The 20814-nt window shown below is 70.8% G+C and carries 12 protein-coding genes; 2 read left to right on the top strand and 10 right to left on the bottom strand.

The window, feature by feature from the left end; genetic code table 11:
- Positions 1 to 10: 10 nt before the first annotated feature.
- The 5 genes from ABDJ40_RS10570 to ABDJ40_RS10550 form a co-directional block, all read right to left on the bottom strand.
- Positions 11 to 1054, bottom strand: a complete 1044-nt coding sequence (locus tag ABDJ40_RS10570) for a porin (RefSeq protein WP_347609431.1) — start codon at positions 1052 to 1054, stop codon at positions 11 to 13.
- 189 nt (positions 1055 to 1243) lie between these two features.
- Positions 1244 to 2248: a tripartite tricarboxylate transporter substrate binding protein gene (locus tag ABDJ40_RS10565; protein WP_347609429.1), complete on the bottom strand. Its 1005-nt coding sequence runs from the start codon at positions 2246 to 2248 to the stop codon at positions 1244 to 1246.
- Positions 2249 to 2357: 109 nt separating this feature from the next.
- Entirely contained in the window at positions 2358 to 3797 is a 1440-nt protein-coding gene (locus tag ABDJ40_RS10560) for a sensor histidine kinase (RefSeq protein ID WP_347609427.1), read from the bottom strand.
- Positions 3794 to 4459: a response regulator gene (locus ABDJ40_RS10555; protein ID WP_347609425.1), complete on the bottom strand. Its 666-nt coding sequence runs from the start codon at positions 4457 to 4459 to the stop codon at positions 3794 to 3796. The genes ABDJ40_RS10560 and ABDJ40_RS10555 overlap by 4 nt, the downstream gene beginning before the upstream one ends.
- 243 nt (positions 4460 to 4702) lie before the next feature.
- Positions 4703 to 4936 (bottom strand): tetratricopeptide repeat protein, encoded by a 234-nt coding sequence (locus ABDJ40_RS10550; protein ID WP_347609423.1) that lies wholly within the window; start codon positions 4934 to 4936, stop codon positions 4703 to 4705.
- Between the two features lie 348 nt (positions 4937 to 5284).
- Here ABDJ40_RS10550 and ABDJ40_RS10545 point away from each other — a divergent pair, with 348 nt between their 5' ends.
- Positions 5285 to 5422 carry a hypothetical protein gene (locus ABDJ40_RS10545; RefSeq protein WP_347609421.1) on the top strand — a complete coding sequence of 46 codons (138 nt, stop codon included), beginning with the start codon at positions 5285 to 5287 and terminating at the stop codon, positions 5420 to 5422.
- Positions 5423 to 5441: 19 nt separating this feature from the next.
- On the opposite strand, the gene ABDJ40_RS10540 is transcribed toward ABDJ40_RS10545, so the two are convergent.
- Together ABDJ40_RS10540 and ABDJ40_RS10535 are read right to left on the bottom strand one after the other, a co-directional pair.
- The gene (locus tag ABDJ40_RS10540) at positions 5442 to 8162 is read right to left on the bottom strand and encodes a TonB-dependent receptor plug domain-containing protein (protein ID WP_347609419.1); all 2721 of its coding nucleotides are present in this window, start codon (positions 8160 to 8162) and stop codon (positions 5442 to 5444) included.
- Between the two features lie 272 nt (positions 8163 to 8434).
- Positions 8435 to 9352, bottom strand: coding sequence for a helix-turn-helix domain-containing protein (locus ABDJ40_RS10535; protein WP_347609417.1), 918 nt, complete (start codon positions 9350 to 9352; stop codon positions 8435 to 8437).
- Positions 9353 to 9510: 158 nt separating this feature from the next.
- Here ABDJ40_RS10535 and ABDJ40_RS10530 point away from each other — a divergent pair, with 158 nt between their 5' ends.
- Positions 9511 to 10725, top strand: coding sequence for a hypothetical protein (locus tag ABDJ40_RS10530; RefSeq protein WP_347609415.1), 1215 nt, complete (start codon positions 9511 to 9513; stop codon positions 10723 to 10725).
- 376 nt (positions 10726 to 11101) lie between these two features.
- Here the strand turns inward: ABDJ40_RS10530 and ABDJ40_RS10525 are convergent, their stop codons facing one another.
- Genes ABDJ40_RS10525 through ABDJ40_RS10515 form a run of 3 tightly spaced genes read right to left on the bottom strand, consistent with a single transcriptional unit; the run spans position 11102 to position 19776 of the window.
- On the bottom strand, positions 11102 to 19375 hold the full coding sequence (locus tag ABDJ40_RS10525; RefSeq protein WP_347609413.1) for a GH36-type glycosyl hydrolase domain-containing protein: 8274 nt from the start codon (positions 19373 to 19375) through the stop codon (positions 11102 to 11104).
- Between the two features lie 41 nt (positions 19376 to 19416).
- Entirely contained in the window at positions 19417 to 19608 is a 192-nt protein-coding gene (locus ABDJ40_RS10520) for a hypothetical protein (RefSeq protein ID WP_347609411.1), read from the bottom strand.
- Positions 19609 to 19611: 3 nt separating this feature from the next.
- The gene (locus ABDJ40_RS10515; RefSeq protein WP_347609409.1) at positions 19612 to 19776 is read right to left on the bottom strand and encodes a DUF1328 domain-containing protein; all 165 of its coding nucleotides are present in this window, start codon (positions 19774 to 19776) and stop codon (positions 19612 to 19614) included.
- Between the last annotated feature and the right edge of the window lie 1038 nt (positions 19777 to 20814).

The following is a 20814-nucleotide window of genomic DNA, read 5'->3' as shown; positions in this document are numbered from 1 at the left end:
AGGGCGGGCTTCAGAAGCGGTGCTGGATGCCCAGGCCGAAGCTGGACTGGGTGTCGGCGAAGGCCGGGTCGTCGCGCGAGACGCTCACCACGCCGCTCTTGGCGCCGGCGCTGGCGGCCACGGCATACAGCCAGGTGCGCTTGGACAGCGCGTACTTGGCGCGCAGGGCCAGCAGGTGCGGGTTCTCCGGCGTGGCGGGGCCGCTCTTGATGGACTGGAAGTAGTAGGCCGGCGTGAGGTCCAGCTGCGGGGTGACGGCCCAGGTGACGCCGACCCAGCCGAGCGTGCTCTTCTGCTCGACACCGGTGGTGGGCGTCTTCTTGTACTGGCGCAGGCCCACGAAGTACTTGACCGGCTTCAGGTCGTAGCTGAGACCCAGGTGGGCGGTCTGCTCCTTGCTGGTGGCACCGGTCTGCTGGTCGCGCTGGTCCAGCACCAGCACGGCGGCCAGGCCATTGGCCTCGTAGACGGCGCCGAGGGCGGCATAGCGGCCGGTGGAGGCCCCCTCGCCCGCGGCCACCGTGGCACCCAGCTTCACGGGACCGAACTTGCCTTCGTACTTGATGAGGTTGGGCGCGCCGGTGATCATGCCGTCCTTGCGCGTGCCGGCGGCGCCGGCCGAGGTGGCCCAGGAGTAGAAGGGCGCATAGCCCATGGGGTCGAAGGGCAGCAGGAAGTCGTAGGCCGTCGTGTAGGACCGGCCGGCGACCACGCGGCCGAAGGCGCCCTGCAGGCCCACATTGGCCTGGCGGCCCCAGAAGTTGGAGCCCGCCGCGCCGGTGTCCATGCCGACCTCAGCCTCCAGGTTGAACACGGCGCTCAGGCCGCCCCCCAGGTCCTCGCTGCCACGCAGGCCCCAGCGCGAGGTGTTCATCCCGCCCGAGGTCACCGAGGTCCGGCTCCCCCCGCTGGCGGCCATGTGGTTGCGGTGCTCGACCAGCACGTCGGCAATGCCATAGATGCTGACCGCGCTCTGGGCCGCGGCGCTCAGCGGCGCGGCGAGGAACAGCGTGGCCAGGCCGGCGGCCGCCAGGGGAAGGGAGGGCTTGTTCATGGGTATCTCCAGTGCTTTCAGTGCTTATCGAAGGGTCAGGGGAAAACTCAGGCAGGACAGCGGGCAGATGAAGGGAAGAACAGGAAGGGTCAGGACGACGGCTGGCCAGGGATCGGCAGGCAACAGCCGTCCCCGGCCTCCCCGTGTGGGCAGGTCCGATGGATCGGGGGGAGAGGCTTCAGCCGCCGGTCATCGGTGCAGCCCGAATCGCTCGGCGATGTCGGCAAAGCGCCGGCTCTGCTCGTCCAGGTAGGCCTGCAGGGCGGGCCCGGTCATGGCCAGGGGGAACAGGCCATGCTCGGCCCGCAGCTTCTCGAAGGCCGCACTGGCCATCAGCTGCTCGAAGCGCTGGCTCCAGGCCTGGAAGGCGGCATCCGGGACCTTGGGCCCCATGTAGAAGCCGCGCACGCTGGGCCAGACGATGTCCACGCCCTGCTCCCGGGCCGTCGGGACCTGAGCCAGCAGGCCCGGCAGGCGCTTCTCGGACATCACGGCCAGCACCCGGAAGGGCCCCTTGGGCGGCAGCTTGTCCGCAACCTCGGAGGCATCGCCCGCATAGACCTGCACATGCCCGGCCTTCAGCGCCGCCGTGGCCTCGCCGCCGCCCTCGAAGGCCACGAAGCGCATGGCCTTGTGATCCACGCCGGCCGCCGCAGCCACCAGGGCCGACTTGACCCAGTCCTGGCTGCCGATGGTGCCGCCAGCCGCGAAGGTGACCCGGGCCGGGTTGTCCTTCAGCGCCGCCAGCAGCTCCGGCAGGGTCTTCCACGGGGACTGGCTGCTCACCAGCACGATGCCGTAGTCCGCCCCGATGGCGGCCAGCCAGCGCACATCGCGCAGGCTGTGCCGGCCGAAGCGGCCATGGACCAGGTTGAGCAGGGAGCCGCTGGAGAAGGCGACCAGGGTCTGCTCCTCGGCGGGGCGGCGGGCGGTGATGGTGTCGAAGGCGATGGCCCCGACGCCGCCGGGCATGTAGCTGATGTGCAGCGGCGCCAGTCCCATGCCGGCCTGGCCGAAGGCCGCCCGCGCCAGCTTGCAGGTCAGGTCGAAGCCGCCGCCGGGCTTGGCGGGGGCGATGCACTCGGGTGCCGGCGTCGGCGTCGGCGTGGGCGTCTGCGTCTGGGCCCGGGCTCCTGGCGCAAGCACCAGGATCGCCAGGACCAGGGCAGCCATCCATGGGAAGGCTTTGAGCATGTCGTCTCCATGCGGTGATCTGTGCCGTCCCCCGGAGGCCGGGGCCATGGGGAACGGTCTGCCACCTGCTATGGCTGCACTCTACGAAGTCGCGCCTTTCAGTCGCCTTTCAGTGGCCGGCAGCCTGCACCGGCAGCCGCAGGGACACCGCGGTGCCCCGCTCGCCGCCGTCCGGCGAGAGCTGGGCCGCTGAGATCTCCAGCCGGCCGTGATGGCGCTGCATGACGGCCCGGACGATGGCCAGGCCCAGGCCCGAGCCCGGCTGCTCCACATTGCTGCCGCGGAAGAAGCGCTCGCCGGCCCGGGGGCGTTCGGCGGCGGGGATGCCGGGGCCGTCGTCGACCACGCGGACGCAGGCGCCCTCGGCGTCGGCGAACACCTGCACCGTCACCTGGCCCCCGGGCTGCACGTACCGCAGGCTGTTATCCAGCAGGTTCAGCAAGGCCTCGCGCAGCTGGCCGGCATGGCCCAGCACCGTGACGGGCACCGGCGAGGGCTCCAGGCCCAGGTCGACGCCGGCCGCCCGCGCCGCCGGCCAGCTCTCGCGCGCGCAGCGCTCGGCCAGGGCGTTCAGCGCCAGCGGTTCCATCTGCACCTCGGCCGTGTCGGCGCGGGCCAGGGCCAGCATCTGGTTGGTGCGCCGCACCGTGTCCTCGATCTGCGACTTGAGCGCCGCCAGCGCCTCGGAGACCCGCGCCGGGTTCTGCTCGCGCAGGGCATAGCCCACCAGGGTGGACAGCGTGGCCAGCGGCGTGCGCAGCTGGTGCGAGGCGTCGTCCACGAAACGGCGCCGGCCCTCGATCAGCTCGCGCTGGCGCTGCAGATGGTGGTTGATGGCGGCGACCAGGGGCGCGGCGTCGGCGGGCACCTGGGTCTCGTCGACGGGGGAGAGATCGTCCTCGGAACGCGCCTCCACCTCGCGCCGCAGCCGCTCCAGCGGCTGCAGGGCCCAGCCGATGACCAGGGCCAGCGTGGCCATCACCACCACGATGGTCAACGCATCCCGGGCGATGGCCTGCAAGAGCAGGCCGCGCGAGAACTCGTTGCGCGAGGTGGTGGACTCGGCCACCTGGATCACCAGCCGGCGCCCCGGGCGTTCCGGGTCCAGCTCGCGGGACAGCGCCCCCACGCGCACCGGCTCGCCGAAGTACTCCGCGTCGATGAACTGCGGCACGCCCAGGGCCAGGCCCTTGGCCGGCAGGGGCAGGCCCGCATTGCCGATCTCGACCAGGCCGTCGTCCGTGCTGACCCGGAAGAAGACCTGGCCGCTGGCCGTCAGCTCGAAGAACTCCAGCAGGCGGTAGGGCAGCTCGACCGACAGGCCGGTGTCCGTGGACACATTGCTGTCGATGGCCTTGATGGCACCCAGCAGCGAGCGGTCATAGGCCGCGTTGGCCGCCTGCAGGCCCGTCTTCCAGGTCAGGGCGGACTCGATGCTGACCATGACCAGCATGATGGGCAGGGCGAGGGTCAGCAGCGTCCGCCGCACGCTGAACCGGTGCCAGGCCGTTGGCAGGTGCGGCAGCGTCAGCGGCCAGCGCACGCTCATGCAGGCTCCAGGACATAGCCCAGGCCGCGCAGCGTGGTGATGCGCACCTTGCCCGACTCCAGGCGCCTGCGCAGCCGGTGCACGAGCACCTCGACCGCCTCGGGCCGCACGTCCTGCTCGTCCGAGAACAGGCGCTCCAGGATCTCCTGCTTGGAGAGCGGCTCGCCGCTGTGCTGGATGAGGGTGCGCAGGACCGCATGCTCGCGCGGGGACAGGGCCAGGGCCTCGCCGTCCAGCGTGAACTGCTTGCTCGCGGCGTCATAGCTCAGCGGCCCGCAGCTGAAGCGCGGCTGCTCGCGCCCGCGCGAACGGCGGATCAGGGCCACGAGCCGGGCCTCCAGCTCCTGGATCTCGAAGGGCTTGGCGAGGAAGTCGTCCGCGCCCTCGTGCAGGGTGCTCACGCGCTCGGCGAGCGAATCGCGCGCCGTCAGCACCAGCACGGGCACCCGCGAGTCGGCCTTGCGCAGCTGGCTCAGGACTTCATGACCGCCCAGGCCCGGCAGGCCCAGGTCCAGGATGAGGGCGTCGTAGCGCGTGGCCTGCAGCTGGCCGGCCACCAGGCGGCCGTCGTCGACCCAGTCCACGACGAAGTCGCTCTGCCGCAGGGCGCGGACCAGCCAGTCGGCAAGGGCACGTTCGTCTTCGGCAAGGAGCAGGCGCATGGCGGCAATGCTAGCCGAGGCGTGGAGCCGGCCCAAGCCAGGGGCCGCATCTTCAGCGCCAGGCCGAGGGTACGGTGCCCTGCCCGGCTTGCGGGGCGGCCAGGCCGGCGCCCGTGTCGCCGGCCTCCGCGCGGATGAGCCCGTGCCGCTTGAGCAAGGTCCGCAAGATGGAAGCGATGGGGCTGCGAGGGAAGGAAGCAGGCCGAGCATGCATATGCCGTCGGCGCAGGATGACCATCGCGCTCAGGGCCGCGGCGCGCCGGCCTTCTCGATGCTGGCCTGGATGTCGCGATGCAGCGCCGTGGCCGGCGGCACCAGGTCCAGCTCGCACAGGGCGGCGGCATCGGCGGGCTGCTGGCGGTAGGCTTGGACGGTGGCCTCGTGGCGCTCCAGGGTCTCATAGGCGCGGGCGAGTCGGCGCCAGCCTTGCACATCGGCCGGCTGTGCGGCCAGGCGGTCGGCCGGGCGCTGGACCATGGCCTCGATGTCGGGGCGGCTGGCGGTGCGGCCTGGGCGCGACGGCGCGGGCCCGCCAGAGCAGCGCGCTCTGCTCCGTCTGCTGATGGCTCAGGGTGGCGAGGGTCGCAACCAGCAGCAATGCCGCGGGCAGGCGCCAGGCCGGCGGTCCGATGGCGCCCATGGGAGCTGGTCCTCGGTCACGTCCGCCCGCGCATTCACCGGCGAGCGCAGCTGCCGGCCCAGCAGCAGCAGGGCCGGCCCGAACCACAGCAGGCCGGTGCGGACCTGCAGACGCGGCCGGTACTGATCCGGCCCATGTTCCGGCTGCGGCCGTCCCGGGGCCGCCTTGACGAGGCTTCACCCGGCGTGGCCCGCAAGACCGGCGAGGCCACGCACCGCCTGGCCCAGGCGCTGCCTCTTGTGCTGGCCCTGGCCCTGGGCACGGCCGCCGGCCTGTACAGCTGGGAGCGCCCGCCGCCGGCCTCCACCGGCGTGGCCGAGTGAGGCGCGGCGGCGGCTTGCCTCACCAGAAGCGGTACTTCGCCGCCAGCTGGAAGAAGCGCCCCAGCTGGTTGTGATAGGCCGGGTTGAAGCCCTGGAGGTAGGCGATGCGGTCGGCGTCGAAGGGCGCGGCCCGGTCCTCCAGGTTGCGCACCGACAGGCTCAGCTCCAGGTCCTTGAAGCCGCGGTAGGACACATAGGCATCGGCGGTCGTCCAGGCGCTGATGCGGCAGTAGTCCGGGCGCGGCGTGCCTTGCGAGGCATAGCTGCAGTTCACGGTGGCGTCCGCGACCTGCGCATAGGCCCCTGTGTAGTTCCAGTTGAGGTTCAGCTGCCAGGGGCCGCGGCTCCAGCCCAGGCCGAAGCGCATGCGCTCCTTGGGCATCAGGTAGAAGCCGGCGTTGTCCCGCAGCTCGGCACCCGGCGCCTGGGCCTGCTCGTAGCTGGACAGGCGGTTGTAGGTCCCGCTGAAGGTGATGCGACCGCTGTCGGCGGGCAGGTCCCACTGGATGCGGCCCTCCACGTCCAGGCCCCGCACGCGGGTCTCGGCCAGGTTGGTGGCCGTCAGGAAGATCTTGTCGATCTGACCCGAGGCCGCGCCGCGGACGACCTTGTCGGCGAACTCGGCCTCGTGCTCCAGCAGGTAGTCGGTGCTCATGGACGTCACCTCCCCCTTGCGCCGGATGTCGAAGGCATCGATGGCCAGGCTGCTGTTGCGCGTGGGCTGCAGCACCAGGCCCAGCGAGTGGCTCTTGGAGGTCTCGGCGCGCAGATCACCCGAGGTGCCGTAGACACCGACGACGTAGCGGACGCAATCGGGGTTCTCGGCGTCGTAGCTGGGGCAGCGCTTGGGATCACGCACCTTGATGTAGTAGGTCTGCGTGCCCATGTGCTGCTCGGGCAGCGTGGGCGCGCGGAAGCCTTCGGCGTAGGTCCCGCGCAGCAGCAGCTGGGGCAGCACCTGCCACTTCAAGCCGAGCTTGGGCGTGCTGGAGCGGCCGAAGTCGCTGTTGTCGTCCATGCGCGTCGCCAGGGACAGCTCCAGGGTCTTCAGCAACGGCGCCACGGCCTCCGCGTAGACCGCGCTCACCCGGCGCGAGCCGGTCGCGCCCTGCGAGTTGTAGAGGGAGATGGCCCCGGAGGACAGCAGCGCGTCCGGCACCGCGTCCACCTTCTCGCGGCGGTACTCCGCGCCAACGGACACCCCCAGCTTGCCGCCCGGCAGCGCCCACAGCTCGCGGCTGGCGCGCAGGTCCAGGGTGTCGGTGCTGCTCGTGCCCTTGTTGACCATCTGCGGATACAGACGGGCCATCAGCGCCGGATCGTTGGCGGCCGCATTGCCCAGGATGAAGCTGTTGCGGACCTTGCCCTTGGCGTCCAGCACCTCGTTGGTCAGCACCGCGTCCTGCAGGAAACCCACCAGGGTCGTGTTCGTGCGGGCGCGTGACAGCATCAGCGCGGCCTCGACGTCCCAGCCCGCGTACTCGCCGCGGATACCGGCGGTGTAGCGCTGATTGAGGGTGTCGCTGGCCATGGTCGAGGGCACGTCGTTGAACAGGTAGTGCACGCCCACATCACCGGTGCTGAGCGGGTTCTGCGGATGGCCCGCCGGCAGGATCAGGTAGTTCACCTGGGCACCCGGTGCATTGCCGTACTCGCCCAGCTTGTCCACCAGGTCGTAGGTGTAGTAGCCATAGGCATTGGAGCCGTAGCTGAAGCTGCGAGTGTGGTAGCGGCTGCGGGTCAGCGAGAGGTCCCCGAAGAGCTCGAAGCCCTTGGGCAGGGCCAGCACGCCGGCGCCATAGAGGCTGTCGGAGCGCCAGCCGGCCACGAGGTTCACGGCCTCGGTGTTGTCGTTGAGGCAGCGGCCGTTGAGGCTGGGCTTGCTGCTGACAGCCGGGGTGCAAGGGGTGTCGAGCCCGGTGAGCGGCGCGATGAAGTTGGCGTTGCTGTTGTAGGGGCCCGAAGTGGGCGTCAGGCGGTAGACGTTGCGGTAGTAGGGCGAGCGCGCGTCGTACAGGTCGAAGCGGGTGAAGTCACCGTCGCGTGTGCGTTCGCGGTCCGTGGCGCGGACGGGGTCCTGCTGCCGGTGCGACAGCGTGGCGAAGACGTTGTAGCCGTCCTGGCTCAGCTGACCCCGGCCGTAGGTGAAGGCGAAGCTCCTGCTGCCGCCGTCGCCATGGCTGGAGACGCCCGCGTCGACGCTGCCCGTCAGGCCTTCGAAGTTCTTGCGCAGGATGATGTTGACCACGCCGCCGATGGCATCCGCCCCGTAGATGGCGGAGGCGCCGTCCAGCAGCACGTCGATGCGCTCGATGGCGTCGACGGGGATGGAGTTGGTGTCAACGAAGGAGGCGGTGCCGAAGCCGAAGGGCGCCACGCGCCGGCCGTTGATCAGCACCAGGGTCGAGCCCACGCCCAGGCCGCGCAGGGAGATGCCGGCGGCACCGAAGGTGGTGTCAATGGGCCCGTCGCTCGAGATGCCGCCCATATTGCCGGCGGCCACATTGCGCAGCACGTCGGACACCGTCAGGGCGCCGGATTTGGCGATGTCGTCGCGCGTGAGCGTCTGGATGGCCGAGGCCGTCTCCGCTTCCAGGCGTTTGATGCGGGAGCCTGTCACCTCGACGCGTTCCAGTTTCTGCGACGCCTCGGGCGGCGCCTCCTGGGCCAGCAGCGGCAAGGCGGCGGTGGCGGCGCAGGCCACGGCGGCGGCTCGGACAATCGGGCGGATAGGGGGCATGAGGATCTCTCTCGGTGTTGGCATGGGCATCGCCGGGCGGCCTTCTTGTGCCTCGGCGACGGGGCGCAGCCGCTGGATGGGCGGCTGCTGCGGCGCCGCCCTGGTCGGGCGGCGGCCAGCGCGCGTCGAGACGCGCCCGGGGTGCCGGGCCGTCGCCATCAACGGCGCTCACGGTGCGATTCTTGGAAATCGGCCGCGGCGCGGCGCCTCAATTCCTGCGCAACTTGCACCGTCCTGCTGCTTCCCAGCAGCTTCGAGGGAAAGTCCCAGGGTCAGGTCTTGCTTCGATGCAACTGCCGGTAGCGTGCCGGGGGCATGCCGTAGCGCTGGGCAAAGGCCCGGGAGAAGTGGCTGGGGTTGCTGAAGCCCAGCTCCAGGGCGATGTCCACCATGCGGTCCTCGCTGCCGGTCAGCGCCTCGCAGGCGCGCTCCAGGCGCAGCTTCATCGCATACTGGTGGGGCGGAAGGCCGGCGGCCGCATGGAAGGCCCGCGAGAAGTGCGCCTCGCTCATGCCGCAGTGCCGGGCCATTTCGGTGATGGGGATCTCCCGGGTGACGTTGTCCGCGATGAAGGCCAGCACCCGGCGCAGACGCGCGCCGTCCAGCGCGCCCTTGCCGGCCGGCGCCTGGCGCGAACCGCCATGGCGCTCCAGCAGATAGCACAGCAGGGCCGTAGCCAGGCCGTCGCAGTACTGCGCGGCCAGCGCGCCGGCCGAGGCCTTGGCGTCCAGCATCTTCCAGGTGAGGTCCAGCACCTGGCGGTCCGCCGAGAAGGGGGTGTCGCACAGGCCCATGCCTTCGGGCAGTCCGGCCGCCTGGCTGAGCCGCTCGACCGTCTGGACCGGTACGAAGAGGTTGACGATGTCGCAACCACTCAGCTGCCGCCAACGGCCCGGCGAGCCCGGCGCGCAAATGCGGAAGCGATTGGCCCCGATCACACCACCCCAGATGGCCTGGTCACCCACCCAGATCTGCGACTCCAGCGGCTCCAGCATCACCGCGATCCGGTAGCTGCCCGGATGCGGGCTGACCGGCTTCACGCCCCCGTCCGCCTGCCGCCGGGACCACCGCGCCAGCGACACCCCCGTCGCGGGAAACGGCCCCTCGCAGGCATCCAGCGGCCCGGTCACGCCGCTGCGGCGGAACCAGTCCAGGAGGGCGGCGCTGCTGTCGATGGCGGGGGAACTCATGACGGGGCGGGGGCTGGGGAATGGCGAGGGATGCTAACCCAAGCCGGCGGGCGCGGATTCAGCGGAGCAGTTCGGCGGGGCGGGTGACACTGCTGGATGAGCGCCCCGGGCGGCGCTACGCTCGCACCACCATTCACTGCACAAGGGAGTCAGCGCCTATGGATGAATCGTCCCCCCAGGCGGGCCCGCCAGCCGGGCAGACGCCGGAGCTGCGGAGCCTTCGCCTGGCCCAGCAGCTGCTTGAAGCGCATGGGCAGCTGGCAGCAAAGGCCGGCACCTTCCTGGGCCTGCTCATCACCGCGCTGTACTTCATCAAGGCGGGCGCCATCCCCCTGGACAGCCTGTCGAGCCTGGGCGCCCTGGCCGTCGTCGTCGCCCTGATTGCCCTGTTTTCCGCGCTGGCCTTTCTGGTGCTGTGGGTCATGCCGCCGGCCGTGGCGCTGGCATTCCAGGCGGAAGACCCCCACGGCTACCTCAAGCACTGGTTCCAGCGGAGTGCCGAGGGTCAGGTGTTGCCGAAGGCCCGACAGTGGCGCAGGGTGTTCCTCTTCTCCTTCGTGATGGGGGCCGTTGCCTGGATGTGGTTTGCCACCAGGGCCCTGCCTGGCCTGTTCAACGGCGAGTGGCTGCGCTGGGGCTCGCTCGCGGTGAGCGCTGCCGCGGCAGGGATCCTGTGCTGGAAGTTCACCACCCATCCCTTGCCGGAATCGGACGCTCAGTCCCCGGCGGGAAGCCGGCTTGGGGCCTTCTTCAATCGGCTGCTCTTCGTCCTCACCTATGCCGGCATGTGCGTGGGCCCACTGCTGCTGTTCCTGACGCTGCTGACGGCGTCGGACCTTCCCCAGCACACCCAGGCGCCCGCCTTGTGGGCCTTGCTCGCTGCCGGCTTCGTGCTCGCCTCCCTAGCCAATGGCGTGGGCCTGGGTGCGTTTCAGCAGCTCAGCCGGCCCCGCGCCTTCGTCGTGCTGGCCTGGGTGGGCATCTTCACCCTGGCGGGCATCGCCGTGCCGCTGGGCTCATCGCATCAGCTGCTGAACGGGGTGATGCAGATGTCCACGATCCGGATGGCGAATGTGTCCCTCGCCCTGGACGACAAGAACTGCGCCACCGCGCAGATGCTGGGCGTGCTCACCACCCCGGCCCCCGCAGCCAGCAGCCCCGCTGACGGCCACTGCCTGCTGGAGAACGTGACCGTCATCTCACGCGTGGGCGAGCGATGGGTGATTGCCTGCGACCGCGACGCCCCCGCGACGGACCAGGCCCGCTCGCCCAAGCGCCGGAACTTTCGGATCGAGGCCAAGGGGGTGGTTGGCGAGGTGGACACGAGTGAGGCGGTGAGGGAGCGGACGGGGAAGGTGGGGGTGTGCGGGTGAGGCGTCCGAAACAGGGGGGCAAACAGGAGGATCAAACAGCAGGGGGGTCAGATACCGTCTTGAACGTCAAGCTTCGGCATAGCCATATTGATGTCGAATGGCTCACCCTCGCTGTCGTCAACCCCAGTTCGCGTCCGATCTGGGTCATGGTCATGGCGGACTTTGCGTGCGCGAGCCAGAGCGCCTCCTCGCGCGTGGCCGATTCGGCCAGGTACTGGCTCAGCGCCCTTCCCTGCTGCTGCCGACGCCGGGCCGTGGGAATGTCCTTGCCTCGCTTGAGCCCCGTGCTCTGTTGGCGCCAACAGACAGGCGCAGAGCGCCGACGAACACGGCCCCAAGGGGCAGGAACATGGCAGCAGCTCCTGGCCACGGCCGCTCAGGCAGGGCCTTGCGGCGGGAGCACGACGAGGTAGCGCGTGCCGCCCTCAGCCCCCTCGGTGACCAGCCATTCCCGCACCGCCAGCGGCCTCGCCCCCTCGGACGCGGCTTCGGCCATCGCCTGCGCGGCATCGCTGCGGCACAGGCTGAAGTGCCAGGTCCGTCCATGGCGCAGCAGGCGCAGGTGAACGGCTGGCCAGTGGCTCGGCAAGAGCGGGTCGAAGCGCAGGCGAGAGCCGTTCAGCTCCAGGCCGCAGAGGGACTCCAAGGCGAGCCGGTACATCCCCGCCGCCGAACCGCTATACCAGCTCCACCCACCGCGTCCTGCCAGCGGCGGCTGGCTGCAGACATCCGCCGTCACCGCATAGGGCTCCATGCCGAAGCGGGGCCCCAGCACGGGGTCGGCGCTTCGGTGCGCCGGACTGCAGCACTGCCAGGCCCGCCACACCGCGTCCGCCGAACCCAGCCGCGCCCAGGCCATGCCCGCCCAGATGACCGCATGGGCGTACTGGCCACCGTTCTCGCGAACCCCAGGGGGATAGGCCTGGATGTAGCCCGCCGCCGGCTGCTGCCGCGACAGGGGTGGGTCCAGCAGGCGCAGCAGCTGCCACTGGGGGTCCCACAGCAGGCGCTCCACGGCCGCCATGGCCTGGCGCTGGCGCTCCGGGCGGGCGACGCCGGACAGAACACTCCAGGCCTGGCTGATCAGGTCGATGCTGCATTCACTGCCGGTCGGCATGCCCAGCGCCGTGCCGTCATCGAAGAAGGCGCGCGCATACCAATGGCCGGCCCAGGCCTGACCTTCCAGCGCCAGACGCCAGCCCTCCGCGGCCGCCTGCCATCGCGCCACGCGCTCGATTTCGCCGCGCCGCGCGGCGAGCGGCGTCATGTCGGCGGCAATCCGGCAAAGGAACCAGCCCAACCAGACGGATTCGCCGCGTCCGCCGGCGCCCACGCGGTTCATGCCGTCGTTCCAGTCACCGCTGCCCATCAGCGGCAGTCCGTGCTCCCCCACCTGCAGACGGGCATCGAGGGTGCGCGCGCAGTGCTCGTACAGCGTGGCGGTTTCGGAGGTGCGCTCCGGCGTGGTGTAGGCGTCGTCCTCGCTTGGGGCCAGCGGTGCCCCTTCGAGGAAGGGCACCTGTGCCTCCAGCACCGCGCTGTCCTGCGTGGCGCCAACGTAGTGCAAGGTGGCATGAGGGAGCCACAGCAGATCGTCGCTGCATCGCGTCCGCACGCCGGCGCCGCTGTGCGGATGCCACCAGTGCTGCACATCCCCCGCCGTGAATTGCCGCGCCGCGGCGCGGAGCAGGTGCTCCCGCACCAGCTGCGGTGCCGTGGCCACCAGCGCCATGACGTCCTGCAGCTGGTCACGAAAGCCGAACGCCCCCCCGGCCTGGTAGAACCCGGCCCGCCCCCAGAGTCGGCTGGCGGTGACCTGGTGCAGCAGCCAGTGGTTGACGAGTACGTCGAAGAGCGGGTCGGGGCTGTGCACCTGGATCGCATCGAGAGCAGCGTGCGGCGGTGAGGGGGCCGCCGCCAGCGCGTGCGAAGCCAGCGCCAGAGCCGTCTCGGCCGTGGCGCCGTGCCCCAGCAGCACCTCGAAATGGCAGCTGCTGCCGGCCGCGCACGCCAGGCGCAGTCCTGCCGCGGCGCAGGGATCGATGCCCAGTCCGGCTCGCCCCTCGAAGCGCGAGGGCCAGGCCTGGCGCCCCTGCCGGTCAATCAGCTCGCGGCGATCGCAGGTCCAGTCCAACTCGCCCGCGGGCCCGCCCGCGCCCTCCGCGCTCTCCGCCCTCTCATGCGGCCGGCCTGCGTCGACGGGCCTGCAGGCACGCAAGGCCCAGAAGGCTGTCTTGCCGCCGTCGCCGTCATGGGCATCCAGCTGTGTCGCCAGCAACGCGTCGAGCGACTGCGCGTCGGGCGTGACCAGAGAGACATGGGTGGTGAGCACGGACTGTCGGTCGACCAGCACGGTCCCCATCAGCCATTCGATGGCCCCGAGCAGACGCAAGCGCCTCGGATGGGCACCGTGGTTGCTCAGGATGATCTGCAGGCGGCGCAGCGGCAACACGGCATCCACCCGCCACGCCATGTCCACCGCCAGGTCGCCGAGGGCCAGGGCGATGCGGGTGCCTTGGGGCTGGTGCTGGACGTAGCGCTCGACGCTGTCCGGCCCATCACCCCCGGCGAGCCGCCAGACCTCGCCCGTGTCCAGGTCCTGCAGCGCGTAGTGCTCGCGCGCGGCGTCGGTCAGCGGGTCGTTGCTCCAGGCGCTGAGCTGATTCAACCTGCTGTTCCCGGCCCAGGTCCATCCGGCGCCTCGCTCAGAGACCATCGTGCCGAAATCGGCGTTGGCCAGCACGTTCACCCAGGGATGCCAGGGCGGTGAGTCGTCGGAAGTGGCGAAGGCATAGGCGCCATCGCTCTGGCGAAAGCCCTCATCGGGCCGCTGCCGCGGTGGAGGCAATAGGCGCTGCGGTGGGGATGGTGGCGCAGCCATCCGTGATACCTCTGGGTTGCGCAGGCTTTCATGCCAGGCCTGGATGTCCGCCACATGGCGGGCCAGCGGGCGCCCGTCGGCGTTCAATCTCAGGCGAGCCAGCAGGTGCAAGGTGCTTCTCTCGACCGGCCCCAGCTCATCGAGGGCAAGCAGGACCACGCCGCCCCGGCTGGCCGCCGGCCCGTGCAGCAGATCCAGCGCGGAGGCGTCGGTCAGCGCTCTCAGGGCCTGCGCCACAGGCTTCAGGTAGGACAGGGGTTCGCCGTTGATCAGCACGAGATCCACGCCGATTCCCCCCTGTGACCAGTTGCGCAGGGCCTTCAGCAGGGTTTGCACGAGGGGCAAGCCCGGCAGGGAGGACACCGTGATCACCAGCAGGGGCCGCTCGCCGGACAAGCCCAGGCGCCACAGGCTGCGACGGTCGCAGGCCTGCGCCGCAGGGACGGGGCGGGAATGCAACAGGACCAGGAGGCTGGTCAGCGCCTGGATCGCGCGCCGTTCGTCGTCGTCCCCCTGCGCCTCGCCCTGGCGCAGGCCGTGCAGGGTGTCGCTCAGCTGCGAGGCCCGGTCGACGGCACCGGGCTGGCGGTGTCGGTCGACCAGCGCGATCAAAGAGGCCATGTCCGTCGCCGCGGCCGTGGCCCAGGTGCACTGAACGGTGCCGTGCGCGGCGAGCGTCAGCGGCACGCTCATCGCGGCAACGGGATCCAGACCGGTGTCCAGTGGACCGCTGGGGCTGGGAGCGTCATCGAAGGCGGCCCGTGGAGCCCAGGCCGGATGCAGTCGACCCAGCCAGCGCGCCCGGTCGGCGAGCACGGTCGCGCCTGCCGGCCCGGCGGCATCGGTCTGCGCGATGAAGTGAACCACGTGCAGCGCCTCTTCGTCAGCGGTGCGCGGGCGCCTGTCCAGGTAGAGTGCCTGAGCGTCGGCGTCCCAGCGTGCATTCACGAACAGCTTGGCGAACGCCGGGTGCATCTCGTCCGCGCGAGCGGTGCTGAGGCTGGCGTCGAAGGCCGACATCAGCGACAGCGTGAGGGCGCGGTTGGAGGTGTTCCACAGTTCGACGCGACGGAACTCGACGTCATCTTCCGGGCAGACCCAAACGGTGCAGCGCGCATGCAGATCGGGCCAGAGGGCGTCAAAGCACACGCGATCGCGGAGAAAGCGCGCCGAGTAGACGGCCTGAGCGCACGGCGCAGGACGTTGTGTCAGCGACACCGGCGCGGGCTCCCCCGGCCGGCGCAGGTAGAGGAAGTGCCCCTGCGAGTCGCGCAGGGCATCGTCCCGCCAGCGGTTGATGTCGACGCCGCCGTAGCGGCTCCAGCCCGCGCCGTTGGCCCGCAAAGCCACGCTGTAGACCGGGCGACATGAAGATCCCGGTGAGCCCGCCTCGCGATAGCCGGCGTTGCTGAGGAGATGGGTGCGCGCGAGCACCTCCTCGCCGGGCCGGACGGCGCGCTCCGTCGGTGCGGTGTCCGGCGCCTCGTCCTGCACCCGAAGGTCCGGCGGGGCGCGCCGGCGCCGCGGCACCTCCCGCGGCACGGGCTCCTGCAGGAGCACCTTCATGGCCGCCAGTCGGGCATCCGACAGCGCCCACCGGCGGGGCTGGCCGTCCAGCAGGACCTGTGCCAAGGCCACGAGGGTCATGCCCTGATGATGGGCCATGTAGGTCTGCACGCGGGTGCTGGTGTTGCCGCCTCGCTGGCGACCGGGGGTGAAGTCCAGGGACTCGTAGAAGCCCCAGCAGGTGCGCATGTGCAGGGCCTGCAGTCGGGCCAGGTTGCGGGTGGCGGCCGCTGCGTCCCACATGGCGGCCATCGCGCTGGCATAGGGGGCCACCACGGACTCCTGCACGGGGGTGCGACGCTGGGCCAGACTGGCTATGCCCTGCGGGGCGTACTGGTAGGCCAGTGTGCGATCGGTGGCGGCATAGGCTGATTCACTGACACCCCAGGGCTGGCCACGCATCCGCGCATCGCGACGCTGCTCGGCGATGGCCAGGCGGGCGGCGCATCCCAGCACGCTCCCGGGCGGCTCGGCCAGCACCAGCTGCGGCATGAGGTACTCGAAGAGCGAGCCCGACCAGGATCGCAAGCCGACGTCGCAGCCCACCGCCATGAACGGTCGCCCCAGCGCGGCCCAATGTGCGGGCGGGACGTCACCCTTCGCAATGGCCCACAGGCTGGCAAGACGGGACTCGCTCGACAGCAGGTCGTAGTGACCGGGGTCCAGCCGCTGCTCGGCGACTCGCCAGCCCAGGTGCAGCAGGCGGCGCTTCGGGTCATACAGAAAGCCGAAGTCGGTCGCCTCGGCCAGATTCCGACAGCGGCGGGCCTGCGCCAGAAACCCTCGCCGCAGTGCCGCCGGCTCCCCGCCATCCTCCTCTGCTTCCAGGTCCTCGGGACACTGGGCCGTGCCGAGCGCCTCGCAGGCACCAGCCACGGCAATCAGGTGGCCGCAGAGATTGCCGCTGTCGACCGTGGAGACATAGGCCGGCATCAGCGGCTCGAGGGTGTCGGTGGCGATCCAGTTCATCAGGTGGCCCCGCTCCATCGGCAGCCGTTCGAGCGTGTCCAGCGTCGCGCACAGCCTGCAGAGCAGCTCTTGTGGCGTCAGCCAGCCGAAGGCCTGCGCACAGGTCGCAGAGAGCAGGTACAGGCCAATGTTGGTCGGCGAGGTCCGCTGGGCTACGACGACGCGCGGCAGGGTCTGCACGTTGTCCGGGGGCAGGTGGTGGCTGCGCTCGTTGACCTGGTCGGCGAACCACGCCCAGGTCTCCCGAGCGACGGCCAGGAGGTAGCGCCGATCCTCCGGGTGGAGTGGCGCTGGCGAGGGCGCTGGCAGGCGGGAGGTCAGGGCGATCCACACCGGGGTGGCGGCCCAGCTCAGGCAGAGCGCCAGGCTCAACGCCGGCGCCGGCGTTCCCAGCGCCCACAGAGCGACGCCCAGGCCGGCCGCCAGGAGCGTGATGGGCGCCTTGTCTGCGAGCTGAGCACTCAGCGCGCGCGAGGCGCGCCGCTCGGCGTCGGCAGCGGTCGTCCAGGCGAGCAGCCCCCTGTGGCTGACGCCGTTGCGCCAGAGCGTGCGCCCGATCGCATCGAGGGCGAGCTGGGCCTGCTGAAGCCAAAGGGCCAGGTGCCAGGCGACCGACAGCGCAGTACGCAGCAGCTCCCGCAGCGCCTGCCGGCCGAAGGGGACCAGGGCGACGTCATCCCGGCTCGGCGCCAGTCCGGCGACGGCACCGAGCAGCGGGGCGAGACCGAAGGCGCATGCGGCCAGGCCCAGGGCAGCCCAGGGTGACAGCGGTGCGCCGCCCAGTGCCAGCAGCAGCAGCATCAGACTGGCCGGCGCAATCAGGCTGCGACGGAGGTTGTCGATCAGCTTCCACTGGTCCAGCAGGGACAGGCCGTAGCGGCTGGGCTGGCGCATCAGGGGCAGCAATTGCCAGTCGCCCCGTGTCCAGCGGTGCAGACGGGCGCTGGCGACGTCGGCATGCTGGGGCGCTGGCTCCAGGAAGCTCACGTCGTTGACGCTGCCGCAGCGCGCGATGCAGCCCTCAATCAGATCGTGACTCAGGATCTGGGCGTCAGGCAGCCGTTGTCCGAGCACCTGGTGGACGGCGGCCACGTCGAGCAGCCCTTTGCCGCAGAAGCTGCCCTCGTGGAAAAGATCCTGGTAGACGTCCGAGGCGAGTCCGCCGTAGGCGTTGTGGCCAGCGAGAGCGCCGGCGAAGAGCTGATGGAACAGGCTGCCGTCCGCCACCGCAGGCCACAGCGCCTGCAGCCGGGGTTGCAGGATCGCGTGACCCGCCATCACGCGAGCCGGCTCCCCGGGGCGCTGACCCAGCCTGGGCCGGTTCAGGGGATGGGCCGCCACGGCTACCAGCTCGCGCAGGGCGCCTGGCGGCATGACGGTGTCTGCGTCGAGGGTGACGACATAGCGCGTGCCTGCCGCACATCGGGACATCGCCCCGAGGTCGAGGAAGGGGGAGGCGCCGCCCGTGGCAAGCATCGAGACCAGGGCTTCGAGCTTGCCGCGCTTGCGCTCCCAGCCCATCCAGCACTCCTCTCCAGGGCTCCAGCGTCGCTTGCGCTGCAGCAGGAGAAATCGCGGCGGCTCGTCGGCGGCGCCGGGATGTCGCTGGTTGAGGGCCAGGATCCGCTCCTTCGCATGGGCGAGCAGCCCCGCGTCAGCGCCGGTCTCCGCTGAGGTCGCATCGGCGAAGTCCCCCAGGAGTCCAAACTGGGCAAAGTCCTCACGGTTCGCCAAGTGGTGGCATTCCAGCTGCCGGACAAGTGCATCCAGCGTGTCGAGGCTGTCCAGCAGGACCGGCATCACCACGAGCACACGGCAGGTGACCGGGATGCCGGTCTCGAAGGCCTGCCGCGGCAGACGCTGCGGGACGATGGACTCGCTCAGCACCCGGTTGACCAGGGCGCCCGTGATCTCGCTGGCGGGGAACAGGGCCAGCGCCGCCAGGAGCAGCCACAGGCCGGGACCCACAGGGCCCTGGAGAGCGCCGTGCAGGAAGCCCAGCGCGAGCAGGAGACTCAGTGTGGCCAAGGCCGTGAGAAGGGCCGCCACGCGCATCGCCGGCGAGCGGCGCACGGCACGGCTCCGCAGGCCCAGGCGCGCCTGCAGGAGAGGGGCCCCTCGGCCTCCAAGCCAATAACCCAGCGACTCGACCGGTTCCCCGTCGGGTGCGGGTGGCGTTTGCGTAGCCAGTGCGAGCAGCTGCTCGGCGACCTGCGCTTGCGTGCAGGCGCTTCGCCGAGCCAGACGCTCGATCTCGTGAAGCGTCCGATCCTGTGTCCGGACGTCCTCAGCGGCAAAGGGCGGCCAGTCCGACAGCTGCCGCACCAGCGGGCTGCACCGCGTGATCATGGTGCGCCAGTCTGCTCTCGCCAGCTCGTTCAGCGCACCGATGCTGCGACTCACGCTGAGAGAGTCAGCCGCTGCATGCGCCAGAAGGGACTCCAGGGCCGCGGCGGGATCGGGCAATGCCGCCTCCAGCAAGGCGCGCAGGGCTTCCCGGCCCGCGGCCCCCTGCACGGAGCCCGTGTCCGAGTCTGCATGCAGCCGCTGCAGAACCTGCAGCGCAAAGGTGTCGGCGGTGCCGCGCTGCTTCATCCAGGTGAAGCAGGCCAGCGGTGCCTGGGCCGGGGCGGACTGCCGGAGGACATCGCACAGTCGATGCGCCAGACGGCGGGCGGCGGCATCGGCAGCCACCCGTTCGGAGAGGCGCCTAAGGTTCTCGGTGAGCAGCACGCGCAAGGTCGTGGGCAGCGCCCACAGCTCGGCCAGCTGCAAGGGGTGCACCTGCTGATAGGCGTTCAGCAAGTCGCCCAGCAGGGACAGGTCGACTTCTCCGTCGGCATGGGCCAGGTAGTGCCAGGCGATGGCGTAGATGCGCGGAAGCCCTGACTGCCCCTCCACCCGCAGCGCGGGCAGATCCTCGTAGTAGCTCCGCGGCAACTCCATGTGCAGCGCCTGTGTCTGGGCAATCACATCCAGGAGGTTGTCTTGTAGCCAGGCTGCGGCAGGCCCCTCTGCCGCTTGTCCGTCGGACTGGATCGCGAGGACACGCTGCGCGTGGCGCAGGACGCGCAGGTTCTCCTGCAGGCGGGGCACGAAGGCGAAACTGGAGCCCGGCTCATGCGGCGGGCCGTGCGAGCGCGCGAGGTGGTGCCCAAGCTGCGTGAAGCCTTCGCCGCCCAGGACTTCCGCGCGGATGGGCTCGGCCAGGAGCCCGGCGGAGGGGTCGAGCAATCGCCAGTCGAGCGCACCTGCTCGACCGGGGAACAGGGATCTCAGGCCAGCCACAGGGCCGCCGTGACCAGCAGCAGGAGCAGCAGCAGCGAGGAATGCAGGCGCGGCCGGAGGAAGGCGTGACAGGCATGGGCGCCCCCGGCCAGCCGATGGCGGGCCCCTCGCGTGTGGCGGCAGGCCTGCAGATGCTCGCACAGCGCCTCAGGGACCACGCGGTTGCAGCTTGTTCGCATGGTTCAGCGTCCCGACCTCAGGCCCAGGGCCAGCGCCATGAGCGCCAGCAGGCTGGCCCCGACGGCCAGCTGGCGGGCGAGGCTGCCCGCCTCACCAGGCATGGCCACGAGCCCGAGTCCCCCAGCGACGAGGGACACGAGAAAGAAGAGCAAGGCGTAGTGCAGCATGGAGACTCCGATGGCTGGACACAGGGATGTCGCCTCATGGTCAGCGCCGGCGGCAGCCCCGTCTGTGCGCCATCAGACAGTCAGCCTCAGACGCCGCGTCGAGGGCGCGGCCACCGCCGGTCACCGGTACGAAAGATGGGGTCCCAGAGGGCACTCGTGACCCCATAGTGGCCGGGCCTGCGCGGATCGCTGCAGGCGGACGAGACCCGCTGGTGGTGCCGCGCGTGCCAGCGGCGCTGCCGGAGTAGCAGGGAGCGCCATGGCCGGACAGCGTCCCAGCCACCAGCCCATGGGCAACAGCAGAAGCGTGAACAGGCAGGCCGTCAACAGCGTTGGGGCGGAAATGCGGGCGCCGGGCCGGCTGTGGTGCTCGGCATGCCAATCCCGGAAGGGGCTCAGGCCATGCAGCACGAAGCGGTGCAGCAGGTACTCCAGGAGCGTCCAGGCTGCGACGCCCGCCGCCACCCAGCCAAGCAGGGCGCCATCCAGCCAAGCAGGGCGCCATCCAGCGGGTGCGTCAGCAGGGCCAGCCCCAGGAATGCCAGCGTGGTGGCATAGCGGAGGAAGTCTGCGCGGTAGACCGCCGGCCCTGGCTCAAAGTTCAGCAATCGCATGGCGGGGCGCGCTTGCAGACCTGCAGGTCGAAGGGGCGGGAGGGAGGGGATGTCGCATGAGCAGGAGGAGGTGCAGGCAGCAGCGCTTGCCGCTGTCGAACGCCCAGCCTGCGGATACCGCCGTGTTCTGTCTGTTCGACACCGCACCAAGGGGCCGGCGCCCCGCTGATCGCTGGCGCCTGGGTGTGGCACCGAACCGAGCCCCCTGGTGCTGGCGGGCGATGCCATGCGACATGCCGGAGCCCAAGGCATCGAGGCTTTGCGGCATGCGTCGCAGACCAGGCGGGCACGACGCTTGCCGTGTTGGCGGTCTCAGCGGGTCAGGGACATGAGCGCCCGCTGCGGTGCTATGTTCGCATGCGCACATACGCCGGCGCTCCGAAGCGCGAGGGTGTCCGCCCCATCTATCCATGCGATTCAGGAG

The organism is Roseateles flavus (assembly GCF_039872765.1).
GTDB lineage: Bacteria > Pseudomonadota > Gammaproteobacteria > Burkholderiales > Burkholderiaceae_C > Roseateles_B > Roseateles_B flavus.
Note: the sequence above shows the minus strand (reverse complement) of the source record. Positions and strands in the feature narration are given on the sequence as shown.

Excerpts from the sequence above, each read along its gene's own strand:
- ABDJ40_RS10570 (WP_347609431.1), bottom strand. The coding sequence starts at position 1,054 with ATGAACAAGCCCTCCCTTCCCCTGGCGGCCGCCGGCCTGGCCACGCTG.
- ABDJ40_RS10565 (WP_347609429.1), bottom strand. The coding sequence starts at position 2,248 with ATGCTCAAAGCCTTCCCATGGATGGCTGCCCTGGTCCTGGCGATCCTG.
- ABDJ40_RS10560 (WP_347609427.1), bottom strand. The coding sequence starts at position 3,797 with ATGAGCGTGCGCTGGCCGCTGACGCTGCCGCACCTGCCAACGGCCTGG.
- ABDJ40_RS10555 (WP_347609425.1), bottom strand. The coding sequence starts at position 4,459 with ATGCGCCTGCTCCTTGCCGAAGACGAACGTGCCCTTGCCGACTGGCTG.
- ABDJ40_RS10550 (WP_347609423.1), bottom strand. The coding sequence starts at position 4,936 with ATGGTCCAGCGCCCGGCCGACCGCCTGGCCGCACAGCCGGCCGATGTG.
- ABDJ40_RS10540 (WP_347609419.1), bottom strand. The coding sequence starts at position 8,162 with ATGCCCCCTATCCGCCCGATTGTCCGAGCCGCCGCCGTGGCCTGCGCC.
- ABDJ40_RS10535 (WP_347609417.1), bottom strand. The coding sequence starts at position 9,352 with ATGAGTTCCCCCGCCATCGACAGCAGCGCCGCCCTCCTGGACTGGTTC.
- ABDJ40_RS10530 (WP_347609415.1), top strand. The coding sequence starts at position 9,511 with ATGGATGAATCGTCCCCCCAGGCGGGCCCGCCAGCCGGGCAGACGCCG.
- ABDJ40_RS10520 (WP_347609411.1), bottom strand. The coding sequence starts at position 19,608 with ATGCGAACAAGCTGCAACCGCGTGGTCCCTGAGGCGCTGTGCGAGCAT.
- ABDJ40_RS10515 (WP_347609409.1), bottom strand. The coding sequence starts at position 19,776 with ATGCTGCACTACGCCTTGCTCTTCTTTCTCGTGTCCCTCGTCGCTGGG.